Origin of the sequence: Aminobacter sp. NyZ550 (genome assembly GCF_025628925.2) — a bacterium.
Classification (GTDB): domain Bacteria; phylum Pseudomonadota; class Alphaproteobacteria; order Rhizobiales; family Rhizobiaceae; genus Aminobacter; species Aminobacter ciceronei.
The window spans coordinates 117,752-140,292 of the sequence record NZ_CP114190.1; the positions used below are offsets into that span (position 1 = coordinate 117,752).

General features: G+C 64.8%; 23 protein-coding genes, 1 tRNA gene and 1 pseudogene. 9 read left to right on the forward strand and 16 right to left on the reverse strand.

Features of this window, described 5'->3' with window-relative positions; translation table 11 throughout:
• Positions 1 to 55: 55 nt before the first annotated feature.
• A complete protein-coding gene (gene ubiB, locus N7E70_RS00600) occupies positions 56 to 1,630 on the reverse strand; it encodes a 2-polyprenylphenol 6-hydroxylase (protein WP_067954614.1) in 1,575 nt (524 codons plus the stop codon).
• Positions 1,631 to 1,643: 13 nt separating this feature from the next.
• Positions 1,644 to 2,420 (reverse strand): bifunctional demethylmenaquinone methyltransferase/2-methoxy-6-polyprenyl-1,4-benzoquinol methylase UbiE, encoded by a 777-nt coding sequence (gene ubiE / locus N7E70_RS00605; protein ID WP_067965765.1) that lies wholly within the window; start codon positions 2,418 to 2,420, stop codon positions 1,644 to 1,646.
• 110 nt (positions 2,421 to 2,530) lie between these two features.
• Here ubiE and N7E70_RS00610 point away from each other — a divergent pair, with 110 nt between their 5' ends.
• From N7E70_RS00610 to N7E70_RS00620, 3 genes are all read left to right on the forward strand, one after another.
• On the forward strand, positions 2,531 to 3,505 hold the full coding sequence (locus tag N7E70_RS00610) for an adenosine deaminase (protein ID WP_263005173.1): 975 nt from the start codon (positions 2,531 to 2,533) through the stop codon (positions 3,503 to 3,505).
• Between the two features lie 102 nt (positions 3,506 to 3,607).
• A complete protein-coding gene (gene upp / locus N7E70_RS00615; RefSeq protein WP_067954623.1) occupies positions 3,608 to 4,234 on the forward strand; it encodes a uracil phosphoribosyltransferase in 627 nt (208 codons plus the stop codon).
• A 100-nt stretch (positions 4,235 to 4,334) separates the two neighbouring features.
• A complete protein-coding gene (locus N7E70_RS00620) occupies positions 4,335 to 4,877 on the forward strand; it encodes a retropepsin-like aspartic protease family protein (RefSeq protein WP_263005178.1) in 543 nt (180 codons plus the stop codon).
• Between the two features lie 3 nt (positions 4,878 to 4,880).
• Here the strand turns inward: N7E70_RS00620 and N7E70_RS00625 are convergent, their stop codons facing one another.
• Positions 4,881 to 5,837 carry an AraC family transcriptional regulator gene (locus tag N7E70_RS00625; RefSeq protein WP_067954635.1) on the reverse strand — a complete coding sequence of 319 codons (957 nt, stop codon included), beginning with the start codon at positions 5,835 to 5,837 and terminating at the stop codon, positions 4,881 to 4,883.
• A 75-nt stretch (positions 5,838 to 5,912) separates the two neighbouring features.
• On the opposite strand from N7E70_RS00625, the gene N7E70_RS00630 reads away from it, so the two are divergent.
• Positions 5,913 to 7,127 carry an MFS transporter gene (locus N7E70_RS00630; RefSeq protein WP_263005181.1) on the forward strand — a complete coding sequence of 405 codons (1,215 nt, stop codon included), beginning with the start codon at positions 5,913 to 5,915 and terminating at the stop codon, positions 7,125 to 7,127.
• Positions 7,128 to 7,160: 33 nt separating this feature from the next.
• On the opposite strand, the gene deoA is transcribed toward N7E70_RS00630, so the two are convergent.
• The 6 genes from deoA to N7E70_RS00660 form a co-directional block, all read right to left on the reverse strand.
• Positions 7,161 to 8,480 (reverse strand): thymidine phosphorylase, encoded by a 1,320-nt coding sequence (deoA, locus tag N7E70_RS00635; RefSeq protein WP_263005183.1) that lies wholly within the window; start codon positions 8,478 to 8,480, stop codon positions 7,161 to 7,163.
• A gap of 63 nt (positions 8,481 to 8,543) precedes the next feature.
• Positions 8,544 to 9,350 carry a purine-nucleoside phosphorylase gene (locus N7E70_RS00640; RefSeq protein WP_154384679.1) on the reverse strand — a complete coding sequence of 269 codons (807 nt, stop codon included), beginning with the start codon at positions 9,348 to 9,350 and terminating at the stop codon, positions 8,544 to 8,546.
• The gene (gene cdd / locus N7E70_RS00645; RefSeq protein ID WP_263005184.1) at positions 9,347 to 9,736 is read right to left on the reverse strand and encodes a cytidine deaminase; all 390 of its coding nucleotides are present in this window, start codon (positions 9,734 to 9,736) and stop codon (positions 9,347 to 9,349) included. The genes N7E70_RS00640 and cdd overlap by 4 nt, the downstream gene beginning before the upstream one ends.
• Positions 9,737 to 10,063: 327 nt before the next feature.
• Positions 10,064 to 11,035, reverse strand: coding sequence for an ABC transporter permease (locus N7E70_RS00650; protein WP_263005185.1), 972 nt, complete (start codon positions 11,033 to 11,035; stop codon positions 10,064 to 10,066).
• A 1-nt stretch (position 11,036) separates the two neighbouring features.
• The gene (locus N7E70_RS00655; protein ID WP_263005186.1) at positions 11,037 to 12,179 is read right to left on the reverse strand and encodes an ABC transporter permease; all 1,143 of its coding nucleotides are present in this window, start codon (positions 12,177 to 12,179) and stop codon (positions 11,037 to 11,039) included.
• The gene (locus tag N7E70_RS00660) at positions 12,176 to 13,708 is read right to left on the reverse strand and encodes an ABC transporter ATP-binding protein (protein WP_263005187.1); all 1,533 of its coding nucleotides are present in this window, start codon (positions 13,706 to 13,708) and stop codon (positions 12,176 to 12,178) included. Before N7E70_RS00660 ends, N7E70_RS00655 begins: the two co-directional genes overlap by 4 nt.
• Positions 13,709 to 13,889: 181 nt before the next feature.
• Here N7E70_RS00660 and N7E70_RS00665 point away from each other — a divergent pair, with 181 nt between their 5' ends.
• Complete coding sequence (locus tag N7E70_RS00665) at positions 13,890 to 14,099, forward strand: SlyX family protein (RefSeq protein WP_067954658.1); 210 nt, start codon at positions 13,890 to 13,892, stop codon at positions 14,097 to 14,099.
• 20 nt (positions 14,100 to 14,119) lie between these two features.
• Here N7E70_RS00665 and N7E70_RS00670 read toward each other — a convergent pair whose 3' ends face one another.
• From N7E70_RS00670 to N7E70_RS00690, 5 genes are all read right to left on the reverse strand, one after another.
• Complete coding sequence (locus N7E70_RS00670) at positions 14,120 to 14,491, reverse strand: VOC family protein (protein ID WP_263005188.1); 372 nt, start codon at positions 14,489 to 14,491, stop codon at positions 14,120 to 14,122.
• Between the two features lie 81 nt (positions 14,492 to 14,572).
• Positions 14,573 to 15,562 (reverse strand): BMP family lipoprotein, encoded by a 990-nt coding sequence (locus N7E70_RS00675; protein ID WP_067954662.1) that lies wholly within the window; start codon positions 15,560 to 15,562, stop codon positions 14,573 to 14,575.
• A gap of 194 nt (positions 15,563 to 15,756) precedes the next feature.
• A complete protein-coding gene (gene msrA, locus N7E70_RS00680; protein ID WP_263005189.1) occupies positions 15,757 to 16,422 on the reverse strand; it encodes a peptide-methionine (S)-S-oxide reductase MsrA in 666 nt (221 codons plus the stop codon).
• A 45-nt stretch (positions 16,423 to 16,467) separates the two neighbouring features.
• Positions 16,468 to 16,788: a hypothetical protein gene (locus tag N7E70_RS00685; RefSeq protein ID WP_067954665.1), complete on the reverse strand. Its 321-nt coding sequence runs from the start codon at positions 16,786 to 16,788 to the stop codon at positions 16,468 to 16,470.
• Positions 16,789 to 16,858: 70 nt separating this feature from the next.
• Positions 16,859 to 17,572 (reverse strand): hypothetical protein, encoded by a 714-nt coding sequence (locus tag N7E70_RS00690; RefSeq protein ID WP_263005190.1) that lies wholly within the window; start codon positions 17,570 to 17,572, stop codon positions 16,859 to 16,861.
• A gap of 347 nt (positions 17,573 to 17,919) precedes the next feature.
• On the opposite strand from N7E70_RS00690, the gene N7E70_RS00695 reads away from it, so the two are divergent.
• Positions 17,920 to 18,009 (forward strand) — tRNA-Ser (locus tag N7E70_RS00695).
• Between the two features lie 352 nt (positions 18,010 to 18,361).
• Here the strand turns inward: N7E70_RS00695 and N7E70_RS00700 are convergent.
• Together N7E70_RS00700 and N7E70_RS00705 are read right to left on the reverse strand one after the other, a co-directional pair.
• On the reverse strand, positions 18,362 to 19,654 hold the full coding sequence (locus tag N7E70_RS00700) for a sensor histidine kinase (protein WP_263005191.1): 1,293 nt from the start codon (positions 19,652 to 19,654) through the stop codon (positions 18,362 to 18,364).
• 56 nt (positions 19,655 to 19,710) lie between these two features.
• A pseudogene (locus N7E70_RS00705) lies at positions 19,711 to 20,370 on the reverse strand (response regulator transcription factor).
• A 142-nt stretch (positions 20,371 to 20,512) separates the two neighbouring features.
• On the opposite strand from N7E70_RS00705, the gene N7E70_RS00710 reads away from it, so the two are divergent.
• The 3 genes from N7E70_RS00710 (at position 20,513) to N7E70_RS00720 (ending at position 22,539) form a co-directional block, all read left to right on the forward strand.
• The gene (locus N7E70_RS00710; RefSeq protein WP_067954670.1) at positions 20,513 to 20,824 is read left to right on the forward strand and encodes a PepSY domain-containing protein; all 312 of its coding nucleotides are present in this window, start codon (positions 20,513 to 20,515) and stop codon (positions 20,822 to 20,824) included.
• An 829-nt stretch (positions 20,825 to 21,653) separates the two neighbouring features.
• Positions 21,654 to 22,028, forward strand: coding sequence for a hypothetical protein (locus N7E70_RS00715; protein WP_263005192.1), 375 nt, complete (start codon positions 21,654 to 21,656; stop codon positions 22,026 to 22,028).
• A gap of 40 nt (positions 22,029 to 22,068) precedes the next feature.
• Entirely contained in the window at positions 22,069 to 22,539 is a 471-nt protein-coding gene (locus N7E70_RS00720; protein WP_154384612.1) for a DUF2271 domain-containing protein, read from the forward strand.
• Positions 22,540 to 22,541: the final 2 nt, after the last annotated feature.

Here is a 22,541-nt window from a genome sequence, read left to right on the forward strand (position 1 = left end):
GCCGACGGGGGGCGCATTCAATGCCGGCACTGCCAGCAATGCCGGCATTGTCCGATCAGAGCAGTTGCCAGGCGATGTAGACCAGCGTCAGCGCAATGACCCACAGCGCAATGCGACCGGAGCGGGTGTGGCGCGCTTCGGCCTTGCCGATGGCGCGCGCCGTCGCCTCGTCGAAGCGCAGGCCGTTTTCGGCCATGGCGTCGATCTCGCGCGACAGCCTTTCGGCGCGGGCGGAGAGGTCGGGGGCTTGGCGGGCCAGCGACAGAAGCGCGCCAAGACCGTCACGGGCATCGATCATCAGGCCGCGCGGGCCGAGATTTCCAGCGATCCAGTTGCCGACCACGGGTTCGGCCGTCTTCCACATGTTGAAGGCCGGGTCCAGCGTGCGGGCAACACCCTCGACGACGACCATGGTCTTCTGCAGCAGCACCAGTTCGGGCCGCGTCTCCATATCGAACAGCTCGGTGACCTCGAACAAAAGGGTCAAGAGCTTGGCCATCGAGATGGTTTCGGCCGGCTGGCCGTGGATCGGCTCGCCGATGGCGCGGATCGCCTGGGCGAAGGCCGCGACATTGTGGTGGCGCGGCACATAGCCGGCCTCGAAATGCACTTCGGCGACACGCATGTAGTTGCGGGTGATGAAGCCGTAGAGGATCTCGGCAAGGAAGCGCTGCTCCTTCTTGCCGAGACGGCCGGAGATGCCGAGATCGACGGCAACGATGTCGCCATTGGCGTCGACGAACATGTTGCCGGGGTGCATGTCGGCATGGAAGAAGCCGTCGCGCAGCGTATGCCGCAGGAACGACTGTACGAGCGTCGCGGCGATCGCCTTGAGATCGAAGCCTGCGGCGCGCAGCCCTTCGATGTCGTTGAGCTTGACGCCGTCGATCCACTCCATGGTGAGCACGTCGCGGCCGGTGCGCTCCCAGTCGACAGACGGCACGCGGAAGCCGGGATCATCCCTGGTGTTTTCGCCAAGTTCGGAATAGGCCGCCGCCTCAAGGCGGAAGTCCATCTCGATCTTGGTTGTCTGGGCCATCGTCTCGGTGATCTCGACCGGACGCAGGCGGCGGCTCGACGGAACGAAACGCTCCTGCAGCCGGGCTGCCAGGAAGTAGCTTTCGAGATCCTGGAAGAAGCGGCGGCGCACGCCGGGGCGGATGACCTTGACGGCGACCTTGCGCGGGCCTTCCGGCGTCGCAACTTCGGCCGGGTGGACCTGGGCGATGGACGCGGCGGCAATCGGCGCGCCGATGCTGAGATAGAGATCGGAGACCTTGCGGCCGAGAGAACCTTCGATCGCCTCGACGGCTTCCGACATCGGGAAGGTCGCCATGCTGTCCTGGAGCAACGCCAGGTCGAGCGCGATGTCGTCGCCGACGACGTCAGGGCGGGTCGCCAGGAACTGGCCGAGCTTGACGTAGGACGGACCAAGGCGGGCGACCGCCTTGGCAAGGCGATCGCTGCGCACGCTCTTGCGGGCGCGGCGCCGGGTCAGCAGGCGCGCCACCTGCCAGCCGATCTTCGGCAGGCCCTCGAGCTGGTCGCCGGGCAACGCCGCGACCACGCCTTCACGCACAAGCACCCAGCCCGCACGCGCGAGCCGGAACGACGCTCCGAGACTGCTCATCGCGCGCCGTCCGTCAAAGCTTCCAGCCCGAGTGCAGTGCTGCGATGCCGCCGGTGTAGTTGCGGAAGGTGACGCGGTCGAAGCCGGCGCGGGTGATCATTGCGGCAAAGTTCTGCTGGTTGGGGAACTTGCGGATCGATTCGACGAGATAGGCGTAGGGCTCGCCGTCGCCTGTCACGGCCTGGCCGATGCGCGGAATGGCATTGAACGACCAGGCTTCGTAGATCTTGTCGAGCAAGGGCATCTCGACCTCGGAGAATTCGAGGACCAAAAGGCGCCCGCCCGGCTTCAGCACGCGCCAGGCTTCCGACAGCGCCACATCGATGCGCGGCACGTTGCGGATGCCGAAAGCGATGGTGTAGGCGTCGAAGGTCTCGTCGGCGAAGGGCAGTTCCTCGGCGTTTGCCTCGACGAAATCCGTCTTGTCGGCAAGGCCGCGCTTTTCGGCGCGCTCGCGGCCGACGCCAAGCATCGAGCCGTTGATGTCGAGCACGGTGGCATGCGCGTTGCCATGCGAGGCGTCGACGATGCGGAAGGCGATGTCACCGGTGCCGCCGGCAACGTCGAGCACCTTCCAACCCGGACGCCTGGGCGGGTTGAGCCAGGCAACCATTGCGTCTTTCCAGATACGGTGCAGGCCGCCCGACATCAGGTCGTTCATCACGTCATAGCGGTCGGCGACCTTGTGGAAGACCTCGTTGACCAGGCCCTGCTTGTCGCCAGCTCCGACATTGCGGAAACCGTAGGAGGTTTCCATGCCGCCGACAGCCGTCGTCCGTTGTTCTGACATTTTGTTGTCCAATCAAATCCGGCGGGACCATAGCCGATCACACCAGCGGGCGCTATTGTTTGAGGCGCGGTTTTAGGCCGCGCCCGCGCCGACAACACAAGGAACAAGGAATGCCTTTGAAAGCCGAGCTGCACTGCCACATAGAAGGTGCGGCGGCACCCGAACTCGTCGTCCGCCAGGCGCAGAAATACGGCAAGGACGTCTCACCCTTCATCCAGAACGGCTCCTTCGTCTGGAACGACTTCACCTCGTTCCTTGCGGCCTACGACTTCGCCGCCGACCTTTTCCGCACCGAAGAGGACTACGCCCGGCTTTCAGAACACTACCTGACCAGCCTCGCCCGTGACGGCGCGATCTATTCGGAAGTATTCACTTCGCCCGACCATGCCATCAAAGCCGGGCTGTCGCCCAAGGCCTATACCGACGCGCTCGGCGAAGGCATGCTGCGGGCCAAGGCCAAGACCGGCATCGAGGGCCGGATGATCGTCACCGGCGTGCGCCATGTCGGTGTCGAATCGATCGAGGCGGCGGCACGCTTTGCCGCCAGGTGCAACCATCCACTGGTGACCGGCTTCGGCGTCGCCGGCGACGAGCGTATGGGCGAGTTCGAGGATTATGTGCGCGCCTTCGAGATCGCCCGCGAGGCCGGCCTCGGCATCACCATCCATGCCGGCGAACTGCTGGGCTGGGAGAGCGTGGCGCAGGCGCTCGACCACATCAAGCCATCGCGCATCGGCCATGGCGTACGCGCCATCGAAAACCCCGATCTGGTCAAACGCATCGCCGACGAAGGCATCGTGCTGGAAGTCTGCCCGGGGTCGAACATCGCGCTCAAGGTGTTCGACAGCTTTGCCGACCACCCCTTCCCCAAGTTCCGGGCGGCTGGTTGCAAGGTGACGTTGAGCTCCGACGATCCGCCCTATTTCTGGACCAGCCTGAAGCGCGAATATGACATTGCCACTGAGCATTTCGGCATGAACGACAAGGCGCTGATGGCGACGACCCGCACGGCGATCGAGGCCGCTTTCGTCGACAGGAAGACCAAAGCAGCACTTCTTGCCCGTCTCGACGGCCATAAACGCTGAATTTGGCCGACAAAACTGTGGTTCAAGGCTGGCGCGACATTGGTCGGCGGCGCGCCAGCCGATAGAATGGCCTGAATTACCCGAGTTTCAGGAGCGTAAGCCATGACCGTGACCGTCGTCGACCATCCGCTTGTGCAGCACAAGCTGACCATCATGCGCGACAAGGAAACCTCGACGGCCGGCTTCCGGCGGCTGCTGCGCGAGATCTCCCTGCTGCTCGGCTACGAGGTGACGCGCGACCTCGAACTGACCACCAAGATGATCGAAACGCCGATCGAGACGATGGAGGCGCCGACGCTCGAAGGCAAGAAGCTGGTGTTCGCCTCGGTGCTGCGCGCCGGCAATGGCCTGCTCGAAGGCCTGCTCGACCTGGTGCCGGCAGCCCGCGTCGCCCATGTCGGGCTTTATCGCGACCACGAGACGCTGGAGGCGGTGGAGTATTTCTTCAAGGCGCCAAGCGACCTCGGCGACCGCCTGGTGATCGTCGTCGACCCGATGCTGGCCACCGCCAATTCAGCGATCGCGGCGATCGACAAGCTGAAGGGCCGCGGCGCCACCAACCTGCGCTTCCTGTGCCTGCTGGCCTCGCCCGAAGGCATCGAGCGCTTCACCAAGGCGCACCCGGATGTTCCGGTGTTCACCGCCTCGATCGACCGCGAGCTCAACGAGCGGGGCTACATCATCCCCGGCCTCGGCGACGCCGGCGACCGTATGTACGGCACCAAATAGGCCTTAACCCACGGTTTACCGCCTTTGACATCGGGATGGCTGCGTTAAAGCCACGATCACCTTGTCGGGACTATCGTGACGCCTCAAATCAGGGCGTCACATGCTGCGCAAGCTCATCATATTCGGTGTCTGTGCCGGCGCATCCGCGTCGGTGCCCATGCTGTGGGACAAGGACGGTGAGAAGTTCAAGGCTTTGACCGAGATGGCGACGGGCACCATTACGCCGGCGCCCAAGCCCGTCGAAGTCAGTGCTGCGACTGCCTCCACCGCCGGACGCAGCGTCAAGATCGACGCCGACATGCGCGGCCATTTCACGGCAAGCTTCAAGATCAACGGTCGCTCGGTCGACGCAATGGTCGACACCGGGGCGACGCTGGTGGCGATCAACGTTTCGACCGCGCGCAAGGCCGGGGTGAAAGTCGCGCCGGGGGATTTCACCCAGCAGGTCAACACGGCAAATGGTGCTGCGCGCGCAGCGCTTTCGCGCATCGACAGGCTGCAGATCGGCCGGATCAGCGTCGACGACGTGCCGGTGGTGGTGCTCGAGGACAAGGCCCTCGACGGCACGCTGATCGGAATGAGCTTCCTGTCGCGACTCAAGAAGTACCAGGTCGAAAATGGCGCGCTGCTTCTGGTGCAGTGAGCCTCAGGCCGCGGTTTGCTGATCCGCAGTCCTGAAGTGGCCGGGCGGATGGCCGATAACGCGCTTGAAGGCGCGGCTGAAGGCAGCTTCCGAATCGTAGCCCAGCCGTGACGCCACGACCGAGATGCGCAGGCGGTCGCGGACCAGCCACTGCCGCGCCTGGTGCATCCTGACCTGAGTGACGTAGCGCGCCGGCGTTTCGCCGACGATCGCCGCGAAGCGGTCGGCGAAGCCGGAGCGCGATGCGCCCATCATCCGAGCCAGCGCCTCGACCGTCCAGTTGTGGCTCGGTTCGAGATGGATCGCGGCCAGCACTTTGCCGATCTTGGGATCCCTGACCGCGGCGATCCAGCCGCTGGAATCGCCGCAGCCGCGCTCGACCCATGAACGAATGATGATGGCGGCGAGCACGTCGGCGAGCCGGGCGACGATGCCGGCGGAACCGACGCGCTCGAGCTTGACCTCGCGGGCCATGGTTTCGAGCATGTGAGTGATACCGGGGTCATGCGCCTCGAGTTCGGTCGTGCGCATGACGTCAGGCATCATGCCGAGCAGCGGGTGCAGGCCGTCGAGGTTGAAATACATGCTGCCGCAGAACAGCAGCGTGCCCGGCCGGCAGCCCTCGGTCGAAAGACAGAAGACCTTCTCGCAGATCTGCTTGATCTCGTAGCCATTGATCGGCGACGATTTTGCGCCTGGCTCGCTGGCGATCACATGGGCCACGCCGCGCGGCAGGAGCACGGCGTCGCCGCAGCGAAGCTCGACCCATTCGCCCGAGGGCTGGCGCAGCCAGCACGCCTTCTGTCCGACGAAGTAGAAGCGTGCCGTTGCCTGGGCCGGGAATTCGATGTTCCACGGCTCCTTCAGCTCCCAGCGGCCATACTCGACGCCTTCGAGGCGCAAACCCCTGAGGATATCGGTCAGCGGGTCGGCGGCAAGTTTGGACGAACGATCATTCATACTGGCGTTTCTAGCATGGAAACGCCAAATCGTCACCCCCATGTTGCACCGCACTGCAATCGGAGAGCCTCCCAAATGAACGATATCGCAACCGCAACGCTGGACGGCATTCCGATCCAGAAAGCGAAGGCCGAGGAGCGCGCGGAACCCCTGTGGGGCGCCGTTCTGTCGTTGTCGCTCGGCGTGTTCGGCCTTGTGACGGCGGAATTCCTGCCGGCCAGCCTGCTGACGCCGCTGGCGCAGGATCTCGGCATCACCGAAGGCACCGCCGGACAAGCGGTGACGGCGACTGCCGTCGTCGCCGCGATCGCCGCGCCGACAATGGCGATCGCGACAAGGAAGATCGACCGACGGCATGTGATGATCGGATTGTCGCTGTTGCTGGTCGTGTCGAGCCTGCTCGCGGCAACCGCCTGGTCACTGCGGTCGCTTTTGTTCGCGCGTGTGCTCCTGGGCGTGGCACTCGGCGGCTTCTGGTCGATGTCGGCGGCCATCGCGATGCGGCTGGTGCCCAGCGAGGTGCTGCCGCGCGCCATGTCGATCATCCTGACCGGCGTTTCGGTGGCGACCGTCTGCGCCGCCCCCGTGGGCGCCTATGTCGGCGACGTCTGGGGTTGGCGCAGCGCCTTCATCATCGCTGCCGGCGTCGGTCTGGTCACGCTGATCGTGCAGTTCGCCACGCTGCCCAAGCTTCCGCCCATCAGCATCGCCAGCTTCGGTGCCCTGCGTGACGTCTCCCGCAACCCGATGATCCGCGTCGGGCTGCTGCTGGTCATCCTGACCGCGTCCGGCCATTTCGCCGGCTTCACCTATTTCCGAGCCTTTCTCGAGCAGGTGCCGGCACTCGGCATCGAGACCATATCGCTGATGCTGCTGGCCTTCGGCATTGGCGGCTTCTTCGGCAACCTCGCCGGCGGCTTCATGGCCGAGCGCAGCCTGCGGTCGGCGGTGACGCTGGCGCCGTTGCTCATCGCCATCTCGGCGCTGGCGCTGCTGTTGGCGGGTTCGTCGGCCGGGATCGCGGGCGTCGCCATCGCCGTGTGGGGCTTTGCCTTCGGCGCGGTGCCGGTGGGCGTGCAGACCTGGATGGTACGCGCAGCGCCCGACCAGGCTGAAAGTGCCGGCGGCCTGATGGTCGCGACCTTCCAGGTGGCGATCGCGCTGGGTGCGGTGTTCGGCGGCGTGCTGGTCGATACTGCAGGCGTCAACAGTGCCTTCATCTACAGCGGTGCCGCGACCCTGCTGGCCGCAATCGCCGTTGCCTGCTTCGGCAGGAAGCACGCAAGCTGACCTCAAGGGAGGTGACTTGCGCCGCGTGGCTTCCTAGCTGCGCGGCGCAATGCGTCTGGCGACCACCTTCGCCGCCACTGGCCTGGCTTCATCCAGCGTGTAGCAGGCAAGCACCGATGCGGCAGCCGTCTCCGCTGCAAGCGGGCTGCGGGCATGGATGCGGGCGAGCGCCTCACCGGCCCTCACTTCGGCACCGACAGGAAGCAGCCCGGTAATGCCGACGGCATGGTCGACCTTGTCCTCGGGCCGGGTGCGGCCGCCGCCCAGGGCGACGACCGCAAGGCCGATGTCACGGGTTGCGATTGCCGAGACGAAGCCGCCGCGCGGGGCTTTCACCACCAGTTCCACATCTGCCTTGGGCAGATATTTGGCCGCGTTCTTCACGAAATCCACGGGGCCGCCGAGCACAAAAACCATGCGGCCGAAGATGTCGGCGGCGGTGCCATCTTCGAGCGCCGTGCGTGCCCGCTGAAGCCCCTCGCGCTGCGCGCTCGCCCGGCCGGCGGACAGCAGCATGTCGGCGGCGAGCGCCAGCGTAACCTCTTCGAGGCGCGGGTCGCGGAAGCGGCCGGTGAGGAAATCGACGGCGTTCCGGACCTCGACCGCGTTGCCGGCGGCGGAGGCCAGCGGCTCGTTCATGCCGGTGATTAGGGCTGTGGTCCTGAGGCCCGCGCCATTGGCGACCTCGACGAGGCTGGTGGCCAGTGCCGAGGCGTCGCGCGCGCTTTCCATGAAGGCGCCGTTACCGATCTTGACGTCGAGCACCAGCGAGCCGAGGCCGGCAGCAAGCTTCTTGGACAGGATCGAAGCGGTGATGAGCGGCACCGATTCGACCGTCGCGGTGACGTCGCGAATGCTGTAGAAACGCTTGTCGGCAGGCGCGAGGTCTGATGTCTGGCCGATGATGGCGCAGCCGGCTTCGCGCACCGTGCGCCGGAACAGCGCAAGGTCGGGCTGGCTGGCGTAGCCCGGGATCGAATCCATCTTGTCGAGCGTGCCGCCGGTGTGGCCGAGGCCGCGGCCCGAAATCATCGGCACATAGGCGCCGCAGGCGGCAACGATGGGCGCCAGCATGAGCGAGACATTGTCGCCGACACCGCCGGTGGAGTGCTTGTCGGTGGCGGGACCCGGCAGGTCGGACCAGTCGAGCACATCGCCGGAATCACGCATGGCCGTGGTCAGCGCCACCGCCTCGTCGCGACTCATGCCGTTGAAGAAGACGGCCATGCCGAAAGCCGCGATCTGGCCTTCCGAGACGGCGCCAGAGGTGATGCCGCCAACGAAGGCGGCGATTTCGGCCGGGGCGAGAGCCTTGCCGTCGCGCTTGTGGCGGATGATTTCCTGCGGGAGCATCAGATGGCGCTCGCGGCCGGCGAAGCTTGGCGCTCAGCGTTCTCCGCGGTCGCCGCCCTGCCCTCAGCCATCGATCGGGCCCTTCTCGAACATCTTGCGCAGGACGGTGGCGAGGCGGCCGCCGCCGATGGGGGCCATGTCCTTGGTTTCGCGATGCGACAGCTCGGCCCCGGTCATGCCGGCGGCGAGGTTGGTGATGACCGAGCAGGCGAGCACCTTGAGGCCGAGGAAGCGGGCGATGATCGCTTCCGGCACCGTTGACATGCCGACCGCATTGGCGCCGAACATGCGGGCCATGCGGATCTCGGCCGGCGTCTCGAAGGACGGGCCGGAGAACCACATGTAGACGCCCTTGTGCAGGTCGATGCTTGCTGCCGCGGCGGCGGTCTCGAACGCCTTGCGCAGACCGGCATCATAGGCCTCGGTCATGCCGACGAAGCGGCGGTCGGTCGGCTCGCCGAACAGCGGATTGGCGCCGGCGAAATTGATGTGGTCCTCGATCAGCATGATCGAGCCGGGCAGCATGCCGGGGTCGACGGAGCCGGCGGCATTGGTCAGCACGAGCTGGGTGACACCGATGCCGGCGAGCGTCTCGAGCGCCGGACGCATGACCGAGGCATCGCCATGCTCGTAATAATGCGCGCGGCCGGCCATCATGATGACCGGCTGGCCACCGAACAGGCCGGCAACGAGCTCTCCGGCATGGCCGGTCACGCCGCTTCGGGGGAAACCGGGCAAGGCGGCGTAAGGGATGCGGACGGCGTCTTCGACCTCGTCGACGAGGCCGCCAAGGCCGGAACCCAGCACCATGGCGGTCGCCGGCGCAAGACCGTCGAGCTGCTCGACGAGACGATCGACGGCTTCCTTCATTTCAGGATCTCCCCCTGGAACCCGTAGGGCAGCATCTGGCCCATGGTGACAGTTTCGACGATGCCGGCATCGTCGCAGAGATAGAGTTTGGTGTCCGGACTGGTGAATTCGGCCAGGCGCTGGCGGCAGCCGCCGCAGGGTGTGATGCGGGCCATGCGCTCGGCAACGACGGCGATCTCGGTGATCTTGCCGCCGCCGCCCATGATGTAATGGCCAAGTGCGGTGGTCTCGGCGCACCAGCCCTCGGGGTAGGAGGCAACCTCGATGTTGGCGCCGGCGAAGATGCGGCCATCCTCGGTGCGCAGTGCCGCACCGACAGGGAACTTCGAATAGGGCGCGTAGGCCTTGGCCATGGCGGCGGTCGCCGCCTGGAAGAGATCATGCATTGTCTGTGCTCCAGAGGTGGATTTTCCGGGGACTTGCCGGGTCTATCCGAAGAAGGACTGTGCCTCCCACCTTCGGCGTGGAAAGAAGATTGCTGGTGACTTGGCCTGTATGTCGAGTCCCCTGAAGATTGTACTCGACAGTGAGCCAATAGCTCACCGTGTCTCCACCCCCAATATATGCCCTATCCACTATCGTGGCTGGAACAAGCGGCCAATCCTGCGAAGCATGGAATGCCAACCGGTTTTGTCGGGTGGCCATGATTAGGGCCAAAACGCAAAGTCCAACCAGCCCATAATGAAAATAGGCGGTCAAGTCAGACACAGGCTTCAGCGCTCCTTCACATAAGGCACGCCGCCGGCGCGTGGCGGGATGGCCTTGCCGATGAAGCCGGCGAGCAGGATGACGGTGAGGATGTAGGGCAGCGCCTGCATCAGTTGCACCGGCACCTTGCCGATGATCGGCAGGGGCGAGCCCTGCAGGCGGATCGACAGCGCATCGAGGAAGCCGAACAACAGGCAGGCAAACATCGCCGGCACCGGCTTCCATTTGGCGAAAATCAAAGCAGCGAGCGCGATGTAGCCCCGACCGGCGGTCATGTCCTTGACGAAGCCGGCGTTCTGGGCGAGCGCCATGTAGGAGCCGGCAAGACCAGTGAGGATGCCGGTGCAGATGACGGCGCGGTAACGCAGCCAGGCAACCGAGATGCCGGCGGTGTCGACGGCAGCCGGGTTCTCGCCGACGGCGCGCAGGCGCAGGCCGAAGCGGGTACGGAACAGAACCCACCAGGTGAAGGGCACGGCGAGGAAGGCGACATAGGTCAACAGCGAGTGGCCCGACAGCAGGCCGGAATAGAGCTGCCCGATAACAGGCACGTCGCGCAGTGTATCGGCGAAGGGCAGGTTGATTGCGCCGAACCGGCCTTCCGGCGGCAGCGACGGCGTGCGCCCGCCCTGCTGGAACCAGGCCTGGCCGAGGATGATCGTCGAGCCGGCGGCGATGAAGTTGATCGCGACGCCAGAGACGATCTGGTTGCCGCGATGGGTGATCGAAGCGAAGCCGTGGACGAGCGCCATGCCGACCGAAACCAGGACGGCGATGAGCAGGCCGATCCACGCCGAGGCGAAGACGGCGGCGGCCGCAGCACCGGCGAAGGCGCCGGCCAGCATCTTGCCTTCGAGGCCGATGTCGAAAACGCCGGCGCGTTCGGAATAGAGGCCGGCGAGGCAAGCAAGCAGCAGCGGCACCGAAACGCGGATTGTCGAGTTCAGGATGTTGATGAGCGCGTCGATGAATTCCATGTCAGGCGCGCTCCCCTTTGGTCGCCGTGATGCCGACGGATCGCGGGCTGAAGCTCGCGAAGATGCCCTGGATAGCCGGGCGGAACATGTGCTCGAGCGCGCCGGCAAACAGGATCACCAGGCCCTGGATGATGACGATCATGTCGCGCGAAATGTTCGGCATCTCGAAGGCCAGTTCAGCGCCGCCCTGGTAGAGCATGCCGAACAGGACCGCCGCCGGCACGATGCCGGCCGGGTGCGAGCGGCCCATCAGCGCCACCGCGATGCCGACGAAGCCGGCGCCGGAGACGAAATCGAGCGGCACGTTGTGCTGGTCGCCCATGATCGGGTTGAGCGCCATCATGCCGGCGAGCGCGCCCGAAATCAGCATGGTGACGATGATGATGCGGGTTTCCGAGATGCCGGCGTAGCGCGCCGCCTTCGAGCTGAAGCCGAAGGTGCGGATCTCGTAGCCGAGCTTGGTGCGCCAGATCAGCACCCAGACCAGGAAGGCCATGACCAGCGCCAACAGGAACGAGATGTTGAGCGGCGCCGAGGGCCGGACGGTGAGGCCGAATTCGGCGAGCAGCCAGCCGAGCTTGGGCAATTGCCCGCCTTCGACGAACTGGCGCGTCTGCGGCGCCATCGAGCCGGCCGGCTTCAGCACGTTGACCAGCATGTAGACCATCACCGAGGCGGCGATGAAGTTGAACATTATGGTGGTGATGACGATGTGCGAGCCGCGCTTGGCCTGGAGATAGGCCGGAATCAGCGCCCACAACGCGCCGAACAGTGCCGAGGCGATGATCGCCATCGGAAAGACGACCCACCAGGGCAGCGTGCTGTCGAAGGCAAGGACGACGATGGCGATGCCGAGGCCGGCGATATAGGCCTGGCCCTCGCCGCCGATGTTGAACAGGCCGCAATGGAAAGCGACCGCGACGGCCAGGCCGGTGAAGATGAAGTTGGTGGCGTAGAACAGCGTGTAGGCGAGGCCCTGGCCGCTGCCGAAGGCACCTTCGACAAGGATGACGGCGGCGCGCAGCGGGTTTTCGCCGACAAGCAGCACGACGAGGCCAGCGACGACGAAAGCGACGAGCAGGTTGATCAGTGGAATGAGCCCGTAGTCGGCCCAGGCCGGGAGTTTTGCGTAAGGCGTGCTCATTCGGCGGCCTCCTTGTGTTCGACGCCAGCCATCAGAAGCCCAAGCTCGCCTTCGCTGGTTTCGGGTCCGCGCTCGCCGACGACGCGGCCGGCAAACATCACCAGGATGCGGTCGGAGAGCGAGCGGATCTCGTCGAGCTCGACCGAGACCAGCAGCACCGCCTTGCCCTGGTCGCGCATGGCGATCAGGCGCTTGTGGATGAACTCGATGGCGCCGACATCGACGCCGCGGGTCGGTTGGCCGACGATCAGCACGCCGGGGTCCTGTTCGATCTCGCGGGCGAGCACGATCTTCTGCTGGTTGCCGCCGGAGAAATTGGCGGTCTTGAGCCGAGGATTGGCCGGGCGGATGTCGTATTTCTCGATCTTTTCCTGGGCGTCCTTCTGGATCGCGTCGAGATTGAGGAACGGTCCTTTGAGATATTGCGGCTTGTCGTGATAGCCAAGGATCGAGTTCTCGCTTTCGTCGAAGGCGAGCACCAGGCCGACATGGTGGCGGTCCTCAGGCACATGAGCCAGCCCACGGTCGCGCAATTCGCCGGGGTCGGCCTGGCCGGTCAGGTCGATCGGCTTGCCGTCGAGCATGACGGTGCCGGAGACGGCCTTGCGGATGCCCGAAACGGCTTCCATCAGCTCCGACTGGCCGTTGCCCGCGACACCGGCGATGCCGACGATCTCGCCGGCGCGGATGTCGAAGGAAACGTCGTCGACCATGGTGACGCCGCGCGCATCCTTGACCGTCAGGTTCGTGACCGAAAGCTTGACGGCGCCGGGCTTGGCCTCGCCCTTTTCGACGCGCAGCAGCACGCGGCGGCCAACCATCAGCTCGGCCAGCTCCTCGACGGTGGTTTCCCTGGTCTTGCGGGTCGCCACCATCGTTCCCTGGCGCATGACCGAGACGTTGTCGGTGATGGCCATGATCTCGCGCAGCTTATGAGTGATCAGAACCACCGTCTTGCCCTGCTCCTTCAGCTGCTGGAGGATGCGGAACAGGTGATCGGCTTCGGCGGGCGTCAAGACGCCGGTTGGCTCGTCGAGAATGAGGATTTCGGCGCCGCGATAGAGCGCCTTGAGGATTTCGACACGCTGCTGCAGGCCGACCGGCAGCTCTTCGATGAGCGCATCGGGATCGACCTCGAGGCCATATTCCTGTTCCAGCCGGCGCAACTCCGAACGCGCCTTGGAAATCGAGTTCTTGAGCAGAGCCTCGCCTTCGGCGCCGAGGATGACGTTTTCCAGCACCGAGAAATTCTCGACCAGCATGAAGTGCTGGTGCACCATGCCGATGCCGGCGGCGATGGCATCGTTGGGTGTCTTGATGCTGGCCGGCTTGCCGTTGACGCGGATTTCGCCGCTGTCGGCCTGATAGAAGCCGTAGAGGATCGACATCAGCGTCGACTTGCCGGCGCCGTTTTCTCCAATGATGCCGTGGATCGTCCCGCGCGGTATCTCGAGCGCGATGTCGCGGTTGGCGCGGACAGCACCAAAACTCTTGTTGATGCCGATCAGTTCGATAGCTGCTTCCGCCATACGACCGTCCCACCTCAGGTTCTTATGTTCTTGTTATGGCTTGCCGAAAGAGCTAGCACGCCGATACTGCCCTGCCAATCGGCTCGCCTGGTGACCCCAAGGAATTGACCGCGCTGTGGCCGATTTCGAGGCAACGACCGATATGACGGCCCAATGAGGATCGCCCCAATGAGGATCGACCATGACCACGCCAGATGACCGGCTGACGACGCTCGAAATACGCGCCGCTGAGCAGGAGCATACGATCGAGGAGCTTTCCGGCCAGATCGCCGAACAGTGGAAGACCATCGAGCGGATGCAGAAGAAGCTCGACGCCCTCACCGAGCGCTTCCTGGTGCTCGAGGAGCAGACGGCACCCGACACGCCGGTGACCAAGCCGCCCCACTGGTGACGCCGCGCCAGAGCCAAGCGTCAGGCCAGACCCGCCGCTTCGGATGGTTGCCACAGCTCGATCGGATTGCCCTCAGGATCGTGAATCCGGCAGAACCGGCCGACCTCGGAGTCCCACTCCGCCCGCGTTTCCACCGCGATGCCGGCTGCCTTCAGCTCGGCCATCGCGGCATCGAGGTCATCGACGCGCAGGTTGATCAGCCATTGCTGCTCTGGACGGCCGAAATATTCGGTGTCGCGACTGAACGGCGCAAGGATCGTCGGCCCCGCCTGCTGCTTCCAGACAGCGCGCGAGATGTCTGAAATGCCGAGGTGCTGTTCGTACCAGGCAGCGAGCGCCTGAGGATCCTTGGCGCGAAAGAAGAAGCCGCCAATTCCGGTCACGGTGAACATCGATTGCCGTCCCGAGGACTGGCCCACAATGATCGACGCCGCCGGACCAGGGTCCGGCGGCGCGTTTCATTCAGGCAGGGATCAATAGGGGCACTTGTCGTCCGAGGTGTAGTCATGCACCTGGATGGTGCCGGCGATGATGTCGGCCTTGGCCTTTTCGACGGCTGCCTTCATCTCGTCGGTGACGAGCGCCTTGTTGTTATCGTCCATGGCGTAGTCGACGCCACCTTCCTTGAGGCCGAGATTGTTGATGCCGCCTTCGAACTTGTCGTTCTTGGCATCCATGAAGGCGTTGTAGACGGCGACGTCGACGCGCTTGAGCATCGAGGTCAGCACCTTGCCCGGCTGCAGGCCGTTCTGGTTGGAATCGACGCCGATGCCGAGCTTGCCGCCGTCAGCAGCAGCCTGGAGCACGCCGACGCCGGTGCCGCCGGCCGCGGCGTAGATCACGTCAGCGCCCTGCGAGATCTGGGTCTTGGTGATTTCGCCACCCTTGGTCGGGTCGTTCCAGGCGGCAGGCGTGTCGCCGGTCATGTTCTGGATGACTTCGGTCGCACCGGCAGCCTTGGCGCCGCCGACATAACCGCAGCCGAACTTGCGGATCAGCGGAACGTCCATGCCGCCGACGAAGCCGACCTTCTTGGACTGCGAGGCAAGGGCTGCCATGACGCCGACGAGGTAGGAGCCTTCATGCTCCTTGAACACGATCGACTTCACATTGGGCTTCTCGACGACCATGTCGATGATGGCGAACTTGAGGTCCGGATAGTCGGCAGCGACCTTGGCGAGCGCCTCGGACCAGGCAAAGCCGGCCATGACGATCGGGTTGCGGCCATCCTCGGCGAAGCGGCGCAGGGCCTGGTCGCGCTGCGAGGCGTTGGAGACTTCGAACTCGACATAAGGAATGCCGGTTTCGGCCTTGAACTTCTCGGCGCCGTTGTAGGACGCTTCGTTGAACGACTTGTCGAACTTGCCACCGAGATCGTAGAGCAGCGCCGGCTGAACATCAGCGGCGAGCGCCGGAAGGCACATGGCGGTGGCCGCCAGAAGGCCGAGGACGATACGTTTCATGTGATCCACACCCTGTCGGTTGTCTTTTTTGCAATCGCCGCGCGAGCCGTTCCTCCGGCTGCCGCACGGCCCATGGCGAGGATCTCTCCCCCCGCGCATGGCCATATCTTGCACGGGCCAAGACAAAATTCACGCGGAATCTTGACCTTTTGGAAAAATGCACAGGCATCGCAAATGGCGTCTGAAACGAATGTCTAAACGGCCGCCTTGTCGGGGATCGCGCAAGCAACGCCGGTGCCCTTGAGGCCACAATAGCCATAGGGATTCTTGGCAAGGTATTGCTGGTGATCGTCTTCGGCGAAGTAGAACTGAGGCGCTGCGGCGATCTCGGTGGTGATCTTTTCGCGTCCGGCAGCCTTGAGCGCTGCCTGATAGGCATCGCGCGAGGCAACCGCCTCGGCCTGCTGGCTGTCGGAGAAGGTGTAGATCGCCGAACGGTAGGTGGTGCCGACGTCGTTGCCCTGGCGCATACCCTGGGTCGGATCGTGCGCCTCCCAGAAGATCTTCAGCAACTCGCCGTAGCTGACCTGTGCGGGGTCGTAGACCACCAGCACGACTTCGGCATGACCGGTAAGGCCGGTGCAGGTCTCCTGATATGTCGGATTGGGCGTGAGCCCGCCGGCATAGCCGACTGCCGTGACCCACACGCCGGGGATCTGCCAGAACAGGCGCTCCGCACCCCAGAAGCAGCCCAGGCCGAACAGCGCCTGCTCGAAGCCTTCGGGATATGGCCCCTTGAGCGGGCGCCTGGAGACGTAGTGCTTCGATGCGGTCGGAATCGCCCGCGCGCGGCCGGGCAGCGCTTCGCCAGACGTCGGCAGCTTGAGCTTCTTGTTCAGCATGTCGCTCAGGAAAAACATCTGCCTTCCCTCCTCGTCGTTGCGTCGAAGCTTGCTGGCGTCGCGTCAGACCTCGCCGGTGAAGCGGCCGGCGCGGCGCCGGTGGCCGATTGCGTAGAGCAGGAAGGCGAGCACGGCAAAGACCGCGAAGCCCGGCTGGTTGAGCACCGGCACGACGACGCTGTCCCAGACAGCCGGGCCAGTCTTGTCACGGACGAATGTCTCGGTCGCGGCGAGGGTATCGGGCGAGGCCGTCGACCAACTGGTATCGAGCGGCGTCATCACCAGCCGTGACACGGCGACGGTGCGGGTGGCGTCGAGCACGGCCATGATGACGGCGACCGAAAGCGCTATTGCGGCGGCAAGACGGAACACGAAGCGGATCATCGGCGGTCCTGGATATCGATTATGAACGAGAAATAGGCCGCGCCGCCGGTGGGTGCAATCGAAGACACGGCTAATTGACAGACGTTTGCGGCGGGACTGGCGGCTTCGGCTTGCGGCGATTGGCCCGCCAGACGGCGAAGATGCCGCCGGCAACCGCGCCGACCAGCAGGCCGCCGAGGCCGATCAGCACGACGAAATAGCCGCAGGCGCCCTCGAAGCAGCTCATATCGGTGGCTTCGGAAATGCCCGTGCCCAGCGCGAGCCCGACACCCGCGCCAAGTGCTGCACCGACGATGACGCCGAGGATGGCGGCGACGATCGAAACCAGCAGACGGGGCCGCTCGTGCGGGCCGCTGCTCAACAAGGCTTGTGGCTGGTCCTGTCGGCCAACCAGCCAGATCATGGCAAGGCCGATGGCGACCTCGCCGCCGTCCCAGGCAAGACCGACGAGGCCAAAGGCGAAATTCGGCATGACAAGAACATAGACCTGCTTGAGGACGAGGAAGGCGATGATCGCCCATTGCCAGATGGTGAAGGCGCGCCGGAACCTGCGATCGCGATTGTAGGCGAGCACGAGCAGGTAGATGCCCCAGCCGATCGTCACCGCGCTGAAGGCGACCGAGACATAGATCAGCCCCAGCACTGCCGACGGCATCGAGAAATCCAGCATGATGGCGAAGCTGGCGTCGATGCCGCGCGCGCTGAGCGCCATGACAAGGCACAGCCAGGCCACCGGCAGCCAGCGCCAGATGTCCCAGCCGGACGGTTCGCTCTCTGACGACATCGAATCTCCCCCTGCCCTTCAAAGCAGTTTGTGACAGAGCGCCAGGCACTTGCAAGAAGGGCGGCGACGGTGCCAGCAAGGCGCCTCGTCGCTGCGGATCGTGGCTTTGCCGGCGCTGCGCAGCACGACGATCGTTTTGCCTGATAACATTTGCCACGTCAGCGCTTGGCAAGCGGCGCAGGATCGACTAGATGAGCCCCGCAGCCGGACGCTAATGTGTTCGGTGGCAGGCGATGGGTGCCCGGCAGGTTGGCTGCACCCGAATGACGGCTCGACGAGCCGACGCCAAGGAGATGCGCGCACTCCCAACCTGCCCGGCATAACCAGCCGGCGCACAGCGCGCATGCGGAGAGGTGGCCGAGTGGTTGAAGGCGCACGCCTGGAAAGTGTGTTTACGGGAGACCGTAACGCGGGTTCGAATCCCGCTCTCTCCGCCAGACTTTCACGAAGTCATTTGTTTTTGTTGTATTTTTCTGAACATCCTGATTACCATCCCACACATTATCCCACATTATTTCAGGATTGCACTGGATCGCTCCGGACGTCCCAATTCAACTTGGAGCGGATCGCACGCGAAAATCGAAAGACAGCTTTGCGCCTCGTCTCGGCCGCAGAGATAAGCTTTGCCGTTGCCCGAAAGCGGACACTACCGGCGCCCTCGCTGAAGGTCGCGGACCATCGGCCCGGATCGCGCCGTGGGTTTATTCCTCGAAGCTCTCGGTTCCACCGGCGGATACGATGCAGGATTTTCGGTTTCTTTCGACGTGTTGCGGCCAGATGAACTTCAGTTCAGGTCCTTGTCTCGGCAGTACCTGCGCTCGCGAGCGGGACGCTTGCCTCGAATCCGGTCTGGCAGCCTGGGCGCGGCGACCTGAGCGTCAGCGCGCCACCCATGCGGTCTGCGATGGTCGAGACGATGGACAGGCCGATACCGTTCCCGCGGCCCGCCGCGCCGCTGCGCTCGAAGCGGTCCGCTAGCCTCGCCAGTGTCTCAGCGGGCACGACGGGGCCGTCGTTGGACACCGTCATAAGGCCGTTGGAGGAAAGGGCCACCTCGACGGGGGAAGACCGGCTTCCGTGGCGCAGCGCGTTCTCGACCAGGTTGCGGCAGAGGATTCCGACCGCGTCGGGATCGGCGGCTGACATGACGGGCGTGTCGGGCAGCCTGAGTAAGATGCGCCCAGTCGACTCGTTCCGGCGCATGTCTCCGATCACGACGTCCAGTGTATCGCGCAGGTCGGACTCCCGGTCCAGGTTCAGCCGTCCTCCCTCCGCCCGCGCCAGTTGCATGAGCCGCTCGGCGCGCGCCGTCAGCCGCTTCAACGTCGCCTCGATGTCGGCTCCGCGCTGGGCCGTCTGAGGCTCGGCGGTTTCCTTTCGGATGCGCTGGGCCTGGGCGATCGCTCCGGCGAGCGGTGTCCTGAGTTCGTGGGCAGTGTTGGCGGTAAGGCTGCGCTCCGCCTCGAACGCTGCTCGAAGCCTCTCGATCAGTGCGTTCATGCTAGCCGCCATCGGGGCGACCTCGCTCGGCAGGTCGCCGGAGGCAACCGGGGCGAGGTCTTTCTCGCTGCGGGTCTCCAACTGGTCCCGGAAGGCCCGCAGCGAACGGGTGCTCTGTCTCACCGCGAAGGCGACAGCCGCAAACGCGGTGGGAATCACTAGCAGGACGGGCAAGCCGAGGCCCATCTGCATTTCGCGAATAACCGCGTCCTGATGTGCCAGCGACTTCGCAACCGTGATGCGGATCGTGCCCTGCAGAGCTTCTTCGCTGTAGAGGCGGTGCGTTGCGGTCCGGCCGAAGCCCGCTCCTGTATATGGCGGGAAGGTGGAGAGGTCGGCCGCGTGTGACCGGAGCAGGACCTTGCCCTTGTCGTCGCGGACCACGTAGGTGAAAAGCTCGTCATGGCTTCGGACCGCTCCGAGTCTCTGGCTGGCAGTGTCACCATCCTCGCGCCCGACGATGTCAAGGACGGCAAGCGGAAGCAGGCGCTGCGCGGTTTCCTGCAGGGAGGAATCGAAGACTTCTTCGATCTCGTGCCTCAGCAGGACGGCGGTAGCCCAGGCTGCGGCGATCCAGACCACGAGCAGGACTGCTCCGAGCGACAGAAGGAGCCTACCCTGGAGGCTTCGCGCCCCCCTCATGCCCGCGCAAGCCTATAGCCGAGGCCGCGCTCGGTCTCGATGAGGTTGGTGCCCAGCTTCTTCCGAAGGCGGCTCACATGGACCTCGATCGTGTTGCTCTCGATCTCGACGTCGAAGTCGTAGAGCTTCTCCTCCAGCTGCGGCTTAGACAGGAGCTGGCCGGGACGCGCCAGGAAGGCCTCCAGCAGTGCCCATTCGCGCGAGGTAAGCTGAACGGGCTTGCCCTCCCGGAGCACGCTCCGCCGCGCGAGGTCGATATTGAGCGCACCATGCCGGATGATAGGGTTCGGGTTGCCCGAATAGCGGCGGGCGACGGAGCCGATGCGGGCGGAAAGCTCATCGAGGTCGAAAGGCTTCACGAGATAGTCGTCCGCTCCGGCCTTTAGGCCCTCGATCCTGTCGGAGACCTGGTCGAGCGCGGTGAGGATGATGATGGGCGTGACGTCCCCCGAATTCCTCAGCGCCTTGAGGAAGACGATGCCCCTTCCGTCGGGCAGCATGAGGTCGAGCAGGATGAGGTCATAGCCCGCGCTCGCCATCACGTCGCGTGCCCCGTCTAACCTGATGACTCAGTCGACCGAATGGCCGTCCCCAGCGATTTGGTCGCGCACGGCGGCGCCCAGCACGGCGTCGTCCTCTACAAGCAGGATTCGCATGTTCACACCTGTTCCGCTGCCGTTGCCTTTACTATCAGATTTTCCTGACGGGTTGCTGAAGCGAATAGAGGGCTAACTTCAGGGTGCCGTAAGGTTGGCCCTGCAGGTTCAGCGCAAATCCAGGTGAACGGAGTAATTCGCCATGCGGCTCGTCCTGACAATTCTCGCATTCGTCGCGGCCTTCCCGGTCGGCAGCGCGATGGCCGATGACGAGTGCTTCGTGCCGATGGCCGACTGGAAGCCGAGGGAGGCCGTTGCCGCCCTGGCGGCGCAGCAAGGCTGGACGGTGCGACGGATCAAGATCGATGACGGCTGTTACGAGATCGACGGTACCGATCTCAGGGGGCAACAGATCGAAGCGACAGTTCATCCGGCAACCCTCGAGATACTGGAAATCGAACACAGGGACGGCGATCGGCGTCGCGAGGGAAAAACCCACAATAACGATCAATGACCTGCCATCGCCCGCGACGGAGTCGCACAGAACCCCGCCCACCGGGTCGGGGTATGGGACCGCTTGTCCGCATCTTCCACTGGTCGGTGCCTTCGCCACGGCTTGGCTCACCGCCGAGGAGATACAGCCGGTTCACGAGTTCGCGGGCTAAGTGGTAGCGGCGCTGGTCGGCTTCCGCATCGCTTTCGCAATCGTGTGGGGTCTTGTCGGGAGCCGCTACGCCCGTTTCGGTCAGTTCGTCCGGAGTCCCGCCGCCATGCTCACCTACGTCGCCCATGTCGCCAGGGGCGAGAGGTGCGCTACCTGGGCCACAACCCGGCAGGCGCGGCCATGATCATCACACTGCTCGTGACGTTGTCCGGAACGGCCTTCACAGGATGGCTCATGGAAGAGCCGGCCCGCGCCGCAGCCGCAACCCACCTGCTGCAGTTCGTGGCCCCGGTGCTTGCGGACGATGACGACGGCGAGGGCTTGGCCAGGGAGACGTCGACGCGGAAGGCGAGGCCAAAGGGCCACTCAAGGAGATCCCCAAGACGCTGGCGAACGCCATGTTGCCCCTTGTCGCCTTGCACCTCGGGGGCATGGCGCTCGCGACGTTCCGCCACCGGGAGAACCTTGCCTGCACCCTGGTTACGGGCCGGAAGAGACCTGCTGGTCCTGGCGATATCGTCTGATCCCTCGTCCGGACAAGCAGGTGCTTTCCGAGGCCTCGCCATTGCGGCGGGGCCTTTAGATTCCTGACGGCAAGCTGAAGCAGAAACTCCGTTTCCGTCAGGAAGGGATCAGGCGAGGCCTTCAGAACGAAACCATCAGAAAAGGAGACCCTGCCATGAAGAAGACATTCACCATCCTGTTCGCATCGACTGCGCTGGCCGTGGGCGCTGGCATTCCGGCGTGGAGCGCCATGCATGACGCAGCGCGGCCTCACGCATCTCGCGAGACCGTCGAGGACGCTTCCGATGAGGGCGCCAACCTGCTGTTCGCCAGCGATGACGGCCGCCTTGACCGGGATCATGGACCCCGCCTCGGCCGTGGCGACGATGACGACGGTCATCACGAAGGCGATGACGACGACGACAGCGACGATGATGACGACGGATACCGGGGCGGTGCCGCGGTCGGACCCGCTCGGGCGGGCACAGTTGCCCCGCCGAACAACGGCCTGTTCGGCAGCGGCGCAGCGCCGAAGGTCAAGGTGAACTGAGCCACCCGCCACCTTTCCCGCAAATCCTGGAGACTTCGTCATGAGAACGATATTCGCCGCCCTGGCGCTCACCACCGCACTCACCCTTCCCGGCATAGCGATGGCGCGGCCGGTGACGCTGACGACCACCCTGAACAACTACGGCGGCGATGGAGCCTATCTCGCCATCTATGTCACCGATCCAAAGGGCGCCTATGCGGGCACCCTCTGGATGGCGGGGGGCAAGTCCAAATACTACGAGCATCTCAGCGACTGGTACCGAGCGACGCGCGGCAACATCGCCGAGATCAACGGCATAACGGGGGCCAGTGTGGGGGCCGGTCGCAAGCTCGAGATCACGCTCGACCTGGCTGACGCGCTTTTCGACGCCGGCTACACGCTGCACATCGATGCCGCGGTCGAGGACATGCGCGACAGCCCCAACGAAGTCGCGGTGCCGCTCACGTCCAAGGGCGCCGGCCAGTCCGTCAAGGGCCGACGCTACGTCGCCAGCTTTGGCTACGGCATGTGAGG